Origin of the sequence: Tellurirhabdus bombi (assembly GCF_021484805.1) — a bacterium.
Taxonomy (GTDB): Bacteria; Bacteroidota; Bacteroidia; order Cytophagales; family Spirosomataceae; genus Tellurirhabdus; species Tellurirhabdus bombi.
In genome coordinates this window covers 3,384,247-3,397,938 of sequence record NZ_CP090557.1, presented here as the reverse complement: position 1 = coordinate 3,397,938, position 13,692 = coordinate 3,384,247, and the positions used below count along the sequence as shown (strand labels likewise).

At 48.3% G+C, this 13,692-nt stretch carries 13 protein-coding genes; 6 read left to right on the top strand and 7 right to left on the bottom strand.

The features are described from left to right. Positions 1-79: 79 nt before the first annotated feature. Positions 80-1,270: a Gfo/Idh/MocA family protein gene (locus tag L0Y31_RS14455; RefSeq protein ID WP_234733787.1), complete on the top strand. Its 1,191-nt coding sequence runs from the start codon at positions 80-82 to the stop codon at positions 1,268-1,270. A 146-nt stretch (positions 1,271-1,416) separates the two neighbouring features. Here L0Y31_RS14455 and ypfJ read toward each other — a convergent pair whose 3' ends face one another. Then, positions 1,417-2,274 (bottom strand): KPN_02809 family neutral zinc metallopeptidase, encoded by an 858-nt coding sequence (gene ypfJ / locus L0Y31_RS14450; protein WP_234733786.1) that lies wholly within the window; start codon positions 2,272-2,274, stop codon positions 1,417-1,419. Positions 2,275-2,456: 182 nt separating this feature from the next. Here ypfJ and L0Y31_RS14445 point away from each other — a divergent pair, with 182 nt between their 5' ends. Together L0Y31_RS14445 and L0Y31_RS14440 are read left to right on the top strand one after the other, a co-directional pair. After that, the gene (locus L0Y31_RS14445; protein ID WP_234733785.1) at positions 2,457-3,596 is read left to right on the top strand and encodes a hypothetical protein; all 1,140 of its coding nucleotides are present in this window, start codon (positions 2,457-2,459) and stop codon (positions 3,594-3,596) included. Between the two features lie 87 nt (positions 3,597-3,683). Beyond that, positions 3,684-4,115: an EamA family transporter gene (locus L0Y31_RS14440; protein WP_234733784.1), complete on the top strand. Its 432-nt coding sequence runs from the start codon at positions 3,684-3,686 to the stop codon at positions 4,113-4,115. Positions 4,116-4,181: 66 nt separating this feature from the next. Here L0Y31_RS14440 and L0Y31_RS14435 read toward each other — a convergent pair whose 3' ends face one another. From L0Y31_RS14435 to L0Y31_RS14425, 3 genes are all read right to left on the bottom strand, one after another. Next, positions 4,182-6,017, bottom strand: coding sequence for a DEAD/DEAH box helicase (locus L0Y31_RS14435; RefSeq protein ID WP_234733783.1), 1,836 nt, complete (start codon positions 6,015-6,017; stop codon positions 4,182-4,184). 407 nt (positions 6,018-6,424) lie between these two features. Continuing rightward, complete coding sequence (locus L0Y31_RS14430) at positions 6,425-7,759, bottom strand: anthranilate synthase component I family protein (protein WP_234733782.1); 1,335 nt, start codon at positions 7,757-7,759, stop codon at positions 6,425-6,427. Between the two features lie 3 nt (positions 7,760-7,762). Continuing rightward, positions 7,763-8,704, bottom strand: a complete 942-nt coding sequence (locus tag L0Y31_RS14425; RefSeq protein WP_234733781.1) for an NYN domain-containing protein — start codon at positions 8,702-8,704, stop codon at positions 7,763-7,765. 283 nt (positions 8,705-8,987) lie between these two features. Here L0Y31_RS14425 and hisB point away from each other — a divergent pair, with 283 nt between their 5' ends. After that, positions 8,988-10,136, top strand: a complete 1,149-nt coding sequence (gene hisB / locus L0Y31_RS14420; protein ID WP_234733780.1) for a bifunctional histidinol-phosphatase/imidazoleglycerol-phosphate dehydratase HisB — start codon at positions 8,988-8,990, stop codon at positions 10,134-10,136. Positions 10,137-10,451: 315 nt separating this feature from the next. Continuing rightward, positions 10,452-10,895 carry a hypothetical protein gene (locus L0Y31_RS14415; protein WP_234733779.1) on the top strand — a complete coding sequence of 148 codons (444 nt, stop codon included), beginning with the start codon at positions 10,452-10,454 and terminating at the stop codon, positions 10,893-10,895. 1 nt (position 10,896) lies between these two features. Here L0Y31_RS14415 and radC read toward each other — a convergent pair whose 3' ends face one another. The 3 genes from radC to L0Y31_RS14400 form a co-directional block, all read right to left on the bottom strand. Continuing rightward, positions 10,897-11,613: a RadC family protein gene (gene radC, locus L0Y31_RS14410; RefSeq protein ID WP_255772829.1), complete on the bottom strand. Its 717-nt coding sequence runs from the start codon at positions 11,611-11,613 to the stop codon at positions 10,897-10,899. A gap of 99 nt (positions 11,614-11,712) precedes the next feature. Beyond that, positions 11,713-11,982 (bottom strand): 30S ribosomal protein S20, encoded by a 270-nt coding sequence (gene rpsT / locus L0Y31_RS14405; protein ID WP_234733778.1) that lies wholly within the window; start codon positions 11,980-11,982, stop codon positions 11,713-11,715. 168 nt (positions 11,983-12,150) lie between these two features. Further along, the gene (locus tag L0Y31_RS14400; RefSeq protein ID WP_234733777.1) at positions 12,151-12,552 is read right to left on the bottom strand and encodes a Dabb family protein; all 402 of its coding nucleotides are present in this window, start codon (positions 12,550-12,552) and stop codon (positions 12,151-12,153) included. 90 nt (positions 12,553-12,642) lie between these two features. On the opposite strand from L0Y31_RS14400, the gene L0Y31_RS14395 reads away from it, so the two are divergent. After that, positions 12,643-13,662: a zinc dependent phospholipase C family protein gene (locus tag L0Y31_RS14395; RefSeq protein ID WP_234733776.1), complete on the top strand. Its 1,020-nt coding sequence runs from the start codon at positions 12,643-12,645 to the stop codon at positions 13,660-13,662. Positions 13,663-13,692 lie beyond the last annotated feature (30 nt).

Genomic DNA, 13,692 nt, shown 5'->3' with positions numbered 1-13,692 from the left:
TGACAAACATTCACCAATGGAGCCAGTTAATAAAAGCGATTATAGTCAGGCTAACCACACAACCAAACCATTTCAGCCTATGCAACGATTGCCTTTTTCACGCCGGGATTTTGTGCGCCATGTGAGCTTTGCCTCGCTGGCGTTGCCAGGCCTTGTTACCCTAGCTGGTGTGCAGGCGTGCGGAAATAGTGAGCAGAAAACCTCTGAGGAGAAGGAAGCGACCGAAGCAACGGGTAACCGGAAGCTGGGAATTGCGCTCGTCGGTCTGGGAAAATACAGCGAAGAACAGCTGGCTCCTGCTCTGGAAGAAACGCAGTTCTGCCGCCTGGCAGGCATTGTGACCGGAACGCCCGAAAAAGCCGAAAAGTGGAAGAAAAAATACAACATTCCCGATAAGAACGTCTACGATTACAAGACGTTCGACCAGATAGTTGACAATCCCGACATCGATATTGTTTACGTCGTTTTACCCAACGCGCTACACGCCGAATACACCATCCGGGCCGCCCAGGCGGGCAAGCACGTCATCTGCGAAAAACCCATGGCCACCTCGGCGGAGGACTGCCAGAAGATGATTGACGCCTGCAAGAAAGCAGGCAAGAAGCTTTCCATTGGCTACCGGCTTCATTTTGAGCCCCATAACCTGGAAATGATGCGCCTGGGTCAGCAGGAAGTAATGGGAAAAGTGAACAAAATCATTGCCCACAACGGTCAGGTACAGAGTAATGAAACACCCTGGCGGCTGGGCAAAAGCTTGTCGGGTGGCGGCCCACTGCCGGATGTAGGAATCTACGCCCTCCAGGGAGCGATCTACACCAAAGGAGCCATCCCCATCTCGGTAACGGCCAAGTTCCACCCTATTACAGACAAAGAGAAATTCAAGGAAGTTGAAGAAGGTGTTGATTTTCAACTCCAATTCGCGGACGGTTCACTGGCCGATTGCAAAACCAGCTACAACGATAAATACAATCAACTTCGGGCCGAAGCAGCCAAGGGATGGTTTCAGCTAGAACCGGCTTACGCGTATGATGGCCTGAAAGGCGAGACCAGCCAGGGCAAAATGGACATTAAAAATGTCAACCAGCAAGCCCGACAGATGGATGCCTTTGCCGACTGCGTTCTGAATAATAAAGAAACCACCGTTTCGGGAGAGATGGGCATGCGGGATGTACAGCTGATCGAAGCCATTTATAAGGCGGCAAAAACGGGTCAGAAAGTATCCACAAAAGATGTAATTCAGGTTCTGGATCCGGTTGGGAAACAGGCCTGATGCAGGTTTATAGTCATGCTAGGAAAAATTGGTAGTCAACGCTTTCCCTAAGTCGATACGCCAAGCTTTTCCTAGCATGTCGTCCCAAAACAAGACGGCGAACTCAGCCCTATAATCACTGAGCCCGCCGTCGAATAGACTTGGGTTTATTGCAGATTGGCGTCTTCCCGGCTGTTGAACGTATCGCCCTGGTTGATATCGCCCGTTTGAAAGCCTTTTTTAAACCAGTATACGCGTTGCGCTGAAGTACCGTGCGTGAAAGCGTCGGGCACGACATAACCCTGCGTTTCTTTCTGAATCCGGTCGTCACCAATAGCGCCGGCCGCGTTAATGGCTTCTTCGATGTCGCCTTCTTCCAGAATGTTTTTCATTTTTTGCGCGTGATGCGCCCAAACGCCCGCCAGAAAATCGGCCTGTAATTCGAGTCGTACGGAGAGCCGATTATTTTCGGTTTTACTCAACTGGCCCCGTGCCTGCGCCATTTTATCGGTAATGCCCCATTCGTCCTGAATGTAATGGCCCACTTCGTGCGCCACCACATAGGCCATGGCAAAATCGCCGGGTGCCTGAAAACGCTGGGCCAGTTCATCGTAAAACGACAAATCAATGTATAGCTTTTTGTCGCCAGGACAATAGAACGGGCCACTAGCTGCCGACGCCATGCCGCACCCGGATTGGGTTTGTCCCCGAAATAGCACCAGCGTTGGCGGTCGGTATTGCTCCCCCTGCTCGGCCAGCAGTTTCGTCCAGACATCTTCCGTATCCGCCAGCACTACCTTGACAAACGAAGCTGCCTTGTCGTTTTCTGGACTGGTTTGGGTTGCCTGGGTAGTTTGACTTTCTTCGGTTCCTGTCCCTATGTATCCGGACGGATCACCACCCAGCAGATAGATGATAATCGCAATGACGACGGTACCAATACCGCCCCCCACGACCATACCCCCGCCTCCGCTCCCACGGCGGTCTTCTACGTTTTCGCTTTCGCGTCTACCTAACCAACGCATCTGAAATTGAAGTTAAAATTCGGATATATAACCCGCTACCGTTCTGTTTGGTTACGCAAAAATGATTCTAAAAAGTGGCAAACTGTTCATACCTGGTATTTTCACTCCCGAAGGAGCTTGGTTTTTCATAAATAGTTGCTGATTTTTAGACAATTGCCCGCATTTACTAAGCCTGTCACCTTATGAATTCTTCTTTTCTGCCTGTTTGGACAACAAGGGCTTTCTGGAATACTCTCACTACATTTTCGTTTTTTGGCGCGGCCATGAGCGTATTTTTCCAGGAATCGCCGGGTGGCTGCGGCGATTACCCTCAGAACTTTGAAGTTCTTTACCTGGGCGTGAGCATTGGCACTTTTGCGGGACTACTCGTCGGGCTGCTTGCGCCCCGTTTCCCAAGCCTGCATTGGGCCCAACCCGTTGTACTTACCCTCATCCGTTATTTTTTAGCCAGCATACTGCTCAGTTACGGATTTGCGAAAGTCTTTTATTCGCAGTTTCCCCACATGCAAGCCAACATGGACGCCCGGCTAATTGAGCTCTCTCCCATGCGCATGGCGTGGGCTTTTTTTGGGTATTCGCGGGGCTATCAGATGTTTTTAGGTTGGGGTGAAGTCATCCCGGCGCTTCTGCTCCTTTTCCGACGCACAGCCACCATGGGTGCCTTGGCGATGTTTGTGGTAATGCTCAATGTGTTCGTGATCAACATCTTCTTTGATGTTTGCGTCAAACTTAATTCGGGTCTTTACATGGTTCTGGCCCTGCATATTTTGCTCAACGACAGCCATCGACTTTGGCTGGCTTTTTTCACCAACGGTTCAGTCCCGGCGCGCAGGTCGCCTGATCCGATCAAGCAACGCTGGTTGCGCATTACAGGAGTAGTTATCAACGCTTTAATTGTCGGATTAATTCTGCTTACGAACGGACTACAAGCCTACAGGTCTTTCCAGTCTCTCCAGACACGGGGCGTTTCTAGTCTCCTTGACGGTGCCTGGCGGGTTACCGAAATGCAGCGCTGGCACAATCAGAAGTGGCAGCCCCTTACTGAAGACGACTCGACTTACCTGGATCGGGTTTATTTTGAAGGAAGCAACGGGATTCTGAAAGGTCCACTCCGGCGCGACCGCTTTCGCTTTAGTCTGGACGAAAAACATAAAACCCTTGCGCTACAGTTTACTAACCCCCAGAATGAATGGAATACCCCGGCCCGACAATGGAGCTTTCAGACGAGCGATAAAAATCATTTAAAACTAACGGGGCGTTGCGGCAGCGATTCTGTACAGGCTTTTTGCCAGCTTCGCACCGAGAAATTATCGCTTTATTGAGCCGGTTTCTGTTGGCTCACCCAGATAAACATAAGATTACCAATCTTGTTATGGGTGTAGTTCCTCTCTACTTCATCCCAGAAAGCTATGTGGTTTGTTTTTAGTTTATTGGCTGCTCTCTCGGCCGCCGTAGTCGTTACGTTATCGAAAGTAGGCATTAGAAATGTAGACTCCACGGTTGGCTTTGCAATCCAGTCGGTACTTATTTTGCTGGTTTCGTGGGGCATTGTCATTGGACAGGGCAACTTATCCCAATTGTCCCGCATTGATCGGCGCTCCTGGATTTTTCTAATCATCGCGGGTGTGATCACCTGTCTTTCGTCAGTATTTTCGTTTCGTGCCCTGAAGCTGGGAGATGCTTCCAGAGCGGGTTCATTAGATAAAGTCTCTCTGGTTTTTATTATTATCCTGGCAGCGGTATTTCTGAAAGAGAAATTAAACTGGCAGGTTATTGTGGGGGGATTAATGATGGGCGCCGGTGCCATTGTGATTGCGCTGGCCAGAGATACCGGTAATTAAGCACTACCCATAAAAAAGCCGCCCTTGAATCATCAAGGGCGGCTTTTTTATGGCAATCAAAAGGGCTTACCGTGCAACTTCTATGTTTACACGACGGCCTTTGATGGTATTTCCTTCCATCGCATCCAGAACGCGGGTTACCACGTCGCGAGGAACATCTACCAACGTATGTTTATCGAAAATGTCGATGTGTCCAATCGTACCGCCCGGAATGTTGGCTTCACCCGCCAGCGCTCCGACGATATCGCCCGGCCGCACAAAGTCGCGACGGCCAATGCTCACGAACAAACGCACCATGTTGGCTTCACGCTCCCGTGGCTGGCGATCGCGGTCGCTGAAACGACCCCTCTCCTCACCGCGAGTTCCACCGTCACGATCCCGGCCAAAACGACCTTCGCCCCGACGAGCACCGTCCCGGCTTCCACCGTCACGGCTGCGGTCACCAAAACGGCCCCGCTCTTCCCGGCCTGCAAAACGCGAACCGCCTTCCCGGTCGCCTAAGCGGCCTCCACGCTCCCGACGATCGTCGTCCAGCGCCAGATTTTGGTCAGCAAATTCGTTTTTCTCCAGACCCATGCTGCGTTTTACCAGGGCAGCCACAATCTGCTCCGTCGTGAAACCGGCGTGATGCAGGTTTGTCAGCATGTCGTCGTACAGATTCAGGTCCTTATCTTTCTCAATCGTTTCTCTGATCTGCTCAATGAAACGCGCTTTCCGGATACCAACGATATCTTCAAAGGTAGGAATAACGCCCTTTTCGACTTTTACTTTTGTGTAATTCTGAATTTCGCGGAAACGATATTTTTCGTCTTTACCGACCATCGAGAAAGCTTTTCCCGACTTTCCGGCGCGACCCGTCCGACCAATCCGGTGCACGTAATATTCTTCATCCAGCGGAATATCGTAGTTAATTACCGCGTCTACGTCATCCACGTCAATTCCACGAGCGGCTACGTCAGTAGCAACCAGAATGTTGGTTACGCCCGAGCGGAATTTCGACATAACGTTGTTCCGTTGAGCCTGGCGTAAATCACCGTGCAGACCTTCGGCCTGATAGCCCCGGATTTGCAGATCTTCAACGATTTCGTCAACGCGTTTTTTCGTATTACAGAATACGAGCATCAGTTTCAGGTTGTGCATGTCGATCAGACGGCACATCACTTCTACTTTCGCCTTTGGTTTTACTTCGAAATATACCTGCTCAATGTTTTTGTTCGTCAACTCATTTTTGACGACTTTAATTAAGACAGGATCTTTCTGGAAACGCTGCGTGATGGTCATGATCGGCTTCGACATGGTAGCCGAGAACAGAATGGTCTGACGCTCTTCGGGCATTTCTTCCAGAATGCTTTCAATATCTTCCCGGAAGCCCATATCGAGCATTTCGTCGGCCTCATCCAGAATCATCATCCGGATGCTGTCCAGTTTCAGGGTCCGACGTTCCATGTGATCCATCACACGGCCCGGCGTACCGATCACGATATGAACCCCGCTCTTCAGCGATTTAATCTGGCGCTCGATGGAGTCACCTCCGTAAATCGATTCAACCCGAAGTCCTTTTTTATATTTAGCTAATTTTTTAATTTCATCAGCTACTTGAAGGGCCAGTTCGCGGGTTGGGCAAAGCACCAATACCTGCGGCTGACGGCTCTCAATATCAATCAGTTCGAGGGCTGGAATCCCGAAGGCAGCCGTCTTTCCTGTACCTGTTTGGGCCTGTCCAATAACATCACGACCCGCTAAAATTGGAGGAATACCTTCTGCCTGAATGGGCGAAGGGTGGGTGAAGCCCATGTCCGTAACGGCTTTCAAAATGGGTTCCGAAACGTTCAGGTCTTCAAATGTGCGCTGGGGAGCTACTGGTTTTGCGATCTCCTGCACAGCTTCAATTTCTTGATTCATAAAACTTTTTGTAACAATAAAAATGGACGATGAACAAGCGCCGGGTAGGTTTGCGCAGACAGCACGAATTGTGCTTGCTCAAAGCGATGTGCACGGCAGACGAAGACCGCTAAAATAGCTTCTTGTCATGAACCCGTTACAGTTGCGGCTGGAAAGTTAGATATGCCCCACAAAAGCCCCTACGACAACGGATAATGCAACCCCAATCCCGGTCGACATCCGTTGGTGGCTCTGTGAAAGTGAGAGAAGAACTCAAAGGTAAAAACCCCGCTACAGAGAATTAGGACGGATGTCCGCTTGAATAATTTTTACAAAGGTACGCTTTTTTTTGGTATTAGTAAAGGGGCAACATTAAAATTGCATTATTTTATGCCCACATCTAGTCTGCCGAATAGATTTCAAATCCTTTATTGCAATACGGAAAGTATTGCCTGTGCTTTTAACAAACATTCTTCATACTCCGCCTCCGGGTCGGCATCGTACGTAATGGCACTTCCCACCGAAAAAGACAGATAGCCCGTCTTTTCATTATAGAGTATGCTGCGGATGACTACATTGAAATCAAAATCGCCTTCGGGCGTAATAAAACCAACCGCGCCGGAATACAAGCCCCGCCGACTGCTCTCATACTGGTCAATCAACTCCATGGCCCGCACTTTCGGCGCTCCCGTCATGCTGCCCATCGGAAAAGCGTGCCGAATGGCGTCTGCCCAGGACATATTCTCCCGCAAGGTGGCCGATACCGTCGAAATCATCTGGTGTACCTGCTGGAAACTATAGATTCCGAACAACTCCTCTACCCGCACAGAACCGGTTTCGGCACTTCGGGCCAGGTCATTCCGCACCAGATCGACAATCATCAGATTTTCCGCCTGCTCTTTTTCATTGTTCCGCAGGTGATGCTTCAGGCGCTCGTCTTCTTCGATGGTTTTCCCCCGCCGAGCCGTCCCTTTAATGGGCTGCGAAACGAGTTTACGGCCATCTTTTTTCAAGAATCGCTCGGGAGAAGCGCATAACAGATACTGGTCACCTATTTTCTGAAACACCGAAAAAGGCATTGGCGACTTCTCGTTCAATTGCCGATAGGTTTGCAGGGGATCGATAACGGCGTTTTCAGCAAAAAACTCAATGCAATAATTTAGTTCGTACACATCCCCTTCCAGAATGTGCCGCTGAATCTGCCGAACACGCTCTACATACTCGGTTCGGCTAACCCGACACTTTACCTGACCAGGCGCTAGCTTATCAACTGATTTAATTTTAGCAGCCCGCAAATTTGATGCACCTGCATACCCAGCCAGCAATTCGGCAAGTGTACCCCCATCTTCCAGAGACCGGATCACCACAGTATCTGACTCAAAATCAAGCACATGCCGAGGCTGGTAAAAAGAGCAGTCGGGCCAGCCCGTTCGGTTTGGGTGGCGACTTTCCAACGCTTCCAACTTGTTTTTGAGGTCATAGACCCAAAAACCAATCAGAAAATCCGGCTGTTCGTGATGATAGGCCCAAAGCTGTTGAAAAGGATCTTTCCCGGATGCATCGACGGCCTGGTACTTTCCAAGCGCCAGCCGATCCGGGAAAAAACCATGCGGATACGCCAGACTTATCTGCGCCGAACGATTGCTGTTGAAGAATGTTACATCCTCATCCTGATCGATGGCCCACTGTAACAAATCCCACCGCAATGCATCGGTTGGAATGGCGGTCACTCGCTGCTCCTCTCTCACGGGTTGCCGGAGCATTTCTTAGTTAATTCGCAGCCGAACATCCACCGCAATGTCTTTTCCTTCCGCATTTTTTCCAATTCGGAAGGACACTTCATCGTCGGGCTGTAGCTCGTTGAAGTCCGAATCAATCAGGCTGGTATGGTGGAAAAACAGGTTATTGGGCGGGTAGTTAATGAAACCATATCCATTTTTCAGGTTTCGGATAGAGCTGATTTTGGCTTCCGAGTCTTCGTCATCATCAAACGAAAAACCATTCGTGCCGATCAGCACCGGGTTATTTTCATTCAATACCCGGGTAGGCTGCTTTACGAACAGATTCTGAATGAGCGGTTCATTATTCCGCAAATTCCGTTCGATCAGATCGTGCATAGCCACCGGATAAGACACATCTTCCAGCAAATCCTGCGAAGTCCGCGTCACCATCCGCTCGCCTTCGTCGTTGAAATATTCAAAATCCCAGCTCAACACCATGGCCCGCGTACCGAGCGTATTGAGTTTGCGAATCAACGGAACGTAATCACCGTCGGCGGTGATGAGCACCAGTACGTCAAAATGCTTGTAAAAAGTCAGTTCAAAGGCTTCCAGTGCCAACCAGACATCAATGCCTTTCTCCTGCCGGTTCCCCTGGAAAGTCTTTACGGGCAGATAGTGAGTTACTACCCCCTCAGACATCAAAATATCGTCAAAAAGCCGGTCGTAAAAGAGTTGATTACCGCGCTGGCTGGCTTCGTGCGCGTTCAAACGCCCCCGAAAGTAGTGGGCATCGACAATCTGACACAGACGAATGTCCGTGTTTTCTTCTTCGGCAACCTGGTGACGGATAAACTCATGCAGGCCTGAAATGCTAATGCGGCTGCGTCTTTCGTGTGAATAATTGTAATAATTGCTTACATGTAGGAAGTAATTACCATCATAAAATACGGCGATACGTGTCAATTTGCTACTTTTTTTATCCTGCATTTCTAATAAAATAATATATAATTTAAGCTAATTCAGTTTCTTTTCAAGCGTATATGAGCCACCGGCTTGGTTGACAATCAAGACAAATAACTGTCAATCAGTGGCGTATTTTCTTTGCGGTAAGATTTTAAATTAAGCAGTTTCAGTAGGAGGACTTTACGCTATAAGCTGTAGAATTGCAAAGGTAACGGTTTTAACAAATTATGAAAAAAATTCTGCCTTTGCTTTTTTTAGGCCGCTTTTTAGGAAAACACTACCTTTGTCGGGCCTTTTAATGGATTGTATGCAGAACGTACTTTTTATCGACCGAGACGGTACTATCATTATCGAACCTCAGCCAAGTCAGCAGGTCGATTCCCTCCAAAAACTCGAATTTGCCCCTAAAGTGTTGTCTAATCTCCGGCGTGTGGCCGAGGAAACCGATTTCCGCCTGGTTATGGTCACTAATCAGGATGGTTTGGGTACAGATTCGTTTCCGGAAGATACTTTTTGGGAACCGCAAAACAAGATGATGCAAACGCTGGCGGGCGAAAACATTCATTTTGACGCAGTTCACATCGACCGAACTTTTGTCTACGAAAACGCGCCCACCCGCAAACCCGGCACCGGCCTCCTGACGGAATACCTGACTGGCTCGTACAACCTGGCCAGCAGCTACGTTATCGGCGACCGTCTTACCGACGTTCAGCTAGCGGTCAATTTAGGGGCAAAAGCCATTCTGTACCTACCGCCCAACCTTACCCAGAACGCACAGCTAGCCGATGTTACGGGTCTAACGCCCGAAATGGAAGCAGCCATTGCGCTGAAAACCAATGACTGGGACGAAATTTATAGCTTTCTAAAACTGCCCGCGCGTACGGCATCGGTGACGCGGGAGACAAAAGAAACCCAGATTCAGATTGACCTTAACTTGGATGGGCAAGGCCGTTCGGACATCCAGACGGGGCTTGGTTTCTTCGATCACATGCTCGATCAGGTGGCCAAACATTCTGGTGCCGATCTGCACATCCGCGTTCAGGGCGATTTACACATTGACGAACATCACACCATCGAAGATACCGCTTTGGCTTTGGGGGAAGCTTACCGCAAGGCGCTGGGCGACAAGCGCGGAATTAGCCGATACGGCTTTCTGCTTCCGATGGACGAGGCACTGGCGCAGGTGGCCATTGATTTTTCCGGTCGGCCGTGGCTGGTCTGGGACGCTGAATTCCGGCGGGAAAAAATCGGTGAGATGCCTACTGAGATGTTCTTTCACTTTTTTAAATCTTTCTCAGATACCGCACTTTGTAATCTGAATATCAAGGTGGAAGGCGATAACGAGCACCACAAAATAGAAGCCATTTACAAAGCATTTGCGAAATCGATTAAGATGGCCGTCAAGCGTGACCTCAAAGAACTGGACAGTTTACCCAGCACCAAAGGCGTGCTTTAAGCTCTTTTTATTGCGTCTAAATTTCGTAGCAATCGGCGTTCATGCTGGTTTATTTGTTAGTTTTGCAGCATAATCTCATTCAATCTGATACGACTATGTTAATGGATATCGTTACTATTGCGTTTTTTGCGGTTCTGTTGATCGCCGCCTTTATTGCAGGCAAGTGGCTGGAAGGAAAAGAACGCAAGTACTAGTCTTGATTTTCAGACGTATACTGAGGCCCCAAATGGGGCCTTTTCTTTTTTGCGAAAAAATTAGCAGACATTACAACCCTTTCAGATACGCAGGAGTCTTCAGAAAAAGCAAACAAATACCATGAAAAGCAATCTGAAGTTTTCTGCATCTACCTTACTCCTGTTGGCGGGCATTTTATTTGCCGCCTGCGATTCCAACAAAGTTACCCCAACAACTGAAACGCTGGACCCCGTCGTTGTTTCAGCGACTAAATCTGCTCGTTTAAAGCACGACGTTAATCTGAAAGTTACCAAGATTGAAGATAACCGGTGCCCAGCCAATGCAATCTGTATTCAGGCAGGAAGTGCCAACGTATTCTTTACCCTGGAAGCCAACAACGAGACAAAAAGCAGCGAACTCTGTCTGGGGGCATGCAGTCCAACCTCTAAAGTGAGTGACAAGGCCCTTGTTCAGGTGGGAGGCACTGAATATGAAGTTCTGCTGAAAGAAGTAACGCCTTACCCCGGTACAAGCCCAGAGCCCAGAGAGCGGGAAGCGACCATCCAGGTAACTGCTCGTAAATAGGCTATAACAAGCCTTCGTCCGCGAAACTAAAGAAAGCCCGGTCGGTGAAGATAAGATGATCCAGTATCGGTATATCGAGTAACCGTCCGGCTTCTTTCAGTTTACGGGTTAAATCTTTATCCGCTTGCGAGGGTTGCAGACTCCCCGACGGATGGTTGTGAAACAGGATCATCGAACTCGCCAGATGCTCCAGAGCGTGTTTAAAAATAATTTTGGGATCGGCTACCGTTCCAGAAACACCTCCCGTACTAATCTGCACGGGCCTCATTACTTCATTAGCCCGATTTAGCAGCAAAATCCAGAACTCTTCGTGGGGTTTATCCAGCAGATACGGCTTTATCTCTTCGTACGCATCTCGGGAGCTTGTGATCCGGGCGCGTTGTGGCCTATCCTGCTCTTTGCGCCGACGGCCCAGTTCCAGGGCGGCAACAATGCTAATGGCTTTGGCTTCACCGATGCCTTTAAATTTCGACAAATCTTTGACGCTTAACCGGGCTAACTCATTCAGGTTAGAGCCTACGTGCTGAAGAATAACCTTTGCCAGATCTACCGCCGACATATCCCGCGTACCGGAGCCAATCAAAATGGCAATGAGTTCGGCGTCGGTAAGCACCGACCGGCCTTTCAGCATCAGTTTTTCCCGCGGGCGATCTTCTTCGGCCCAGCTTAGAATGCGGCGATTGTTTTCGTAGTTTACGGACGAGGCATCTTTACTCACTTCTAGTAGCTTTTTTTGCGGGATTAGTTACAAGGGGTATAAATGCAAAAACCTTACCCGTTAGTCGAGTAAGGTCAAAGGGAGAACTCCAACGAAAACTTAAGCCGCAGCCGCTACTGACAAGCCATTTACGTACTTGGCCAGTTTCGATTTGTTGTTAGCTGCTTTGTTTTTGTGGATAATGTTCCGTTTTGCCAATTTATCTAGCAAAGATGATACGGTTTTGTACAGCGTTAGAGCTGCGTCTTTCTCAGTAGTCAGACGAAGCTTTTTAATCATCGTACGAGTTGTCTTGTGCTGGAAGCGGTTCAGCAGGCGCTTCTTCTCATTTGCGCGAATCCGCTTTAATGCTGATTTATGATTTGCCATTTTTTATAAAACTGTATTCAGTTGTCTCTCAAAAGGTCTGCAAAATTAGACTTTTACCGTTAACATTCCAAATAAATAGAAATCAGTATTAGCTGGTTTTCTTATTTTTTCGCGATTTGTTAGCTTAAAATGCCCGCCAATCCTGGTTTACATCCATTCTGGATGCGTTTATTGTCTGATATCAGAATTAATGACCATCACGTCTTCCCAATTATCCTGATTCCTTTTAACAAATTCCTGATACTTTTCATTCCTACCATACGTCTCAATATCGGCTTCAGTTTGAAAAGTCAGGTAGTGCATAACGTCATAAGTGGCGGTTTTCCCTTCTTCACTCTTTAACGTGGTCCCGGCAGAGTACGAAATGATCTGTGGAATTTCATGCTTTAGCATTGCAAATTCACGCATATGTTTTTCAACTGCCTCATTTTTAATGCCTTCTTTGAATTTAAAACAGACTATTCGCTGTTTTTGGGCTTTTCTGGCGGGTGAGTAAGCGCCGTAGATGATTAACCCGAAAATACCAAACATCAAAATAATGAATGTGTAGCCTATTGTTTTGCGTTGCATGTTGATTGTATTATGCCAATTTTTCGAAATATAATTCTGTTAAGCACAACCATTTATAAATAAAGTATAATGTTTTCTATTAAAAATGCTATGCTTGGACAAAAGTACCAAATAACGGTTCGGCTGCAAGTTTTCTCTGTAGTTTTTTTTCTAAGCAGCTTGTTGCTTTTACCGGTTCAGGCAAACAATCCTTCATCTGCGCCCGTCTGGGGGTTCTATGCCCACCAGCAAATCAACCGACTAGCAGTCTTTACCTTACCTGTCGAGATGATCCCGTTTTATAAAAAGCATATTGATTATCTGACCGAAAATGCCGTTAATCCCGACAAACGCAGATACGCCGTGGCTGGTGAAGCACCTCGCCATTTTATTGATCTGGATGCCTATGCTGATACGAGTAAAACGACCTTACCGCGTTACTGGCCTGAAGCGGTGACCCGTTATAGCGAGGATACGCTGGCTTTACACGGCATTGTTCCCTGGCATATTCAATTGGTTAAATACCAGCTTACAGAAGCCTTTAAAACCCACAATGCAGGCCGCATTTTAAGACTCTCCGCCGATCTGGGTCACTACATCGCTGATGCCAACGTGCCTCTCCATACTACCCGCAATTACAACGGCCAGCTTAGTAATCAACAGGGCATTCATGGATTCTGGGAGTCGCGCTTGCCCGAATTATTTAGCGCTAAGTATGACTTTCTGGTTGGAATCGCCACTTACGTTGAATCACCACAGAAAGCGGCCTGGCGGGCTGTGTTTAACGCCAATGCTGCCTTGGATTCTGTATTGCGATTTGAAGAGATGCTCACCGCTCAAATGGGAGAGACTAAAAAATATAGCTTTGAAGACAGGAATGGCGTGCTTGTAAAAGTAGCCTCAGCGGAGTTTTCGCGCCAATACCACGATCGACTACAGGGACAAGTTGAACGGCAAATGCGGGCATCGATCAAAATGATTGGTGATTTCTGGTACACCTGCTGGGTAGATGCCGGTCAGCCCGATCTGCGCAAGCTGGCCCGTTTGCCGCTTTCAGGAGTAACCCAAGAAGGGGAAGAAGAAAAGAAAAGCTGGCTAAAAAGGCTTTTCATCGTTCGCAGCGAAGATTGATGCACGAAAAAACGCAAGCCAGATTGTTCA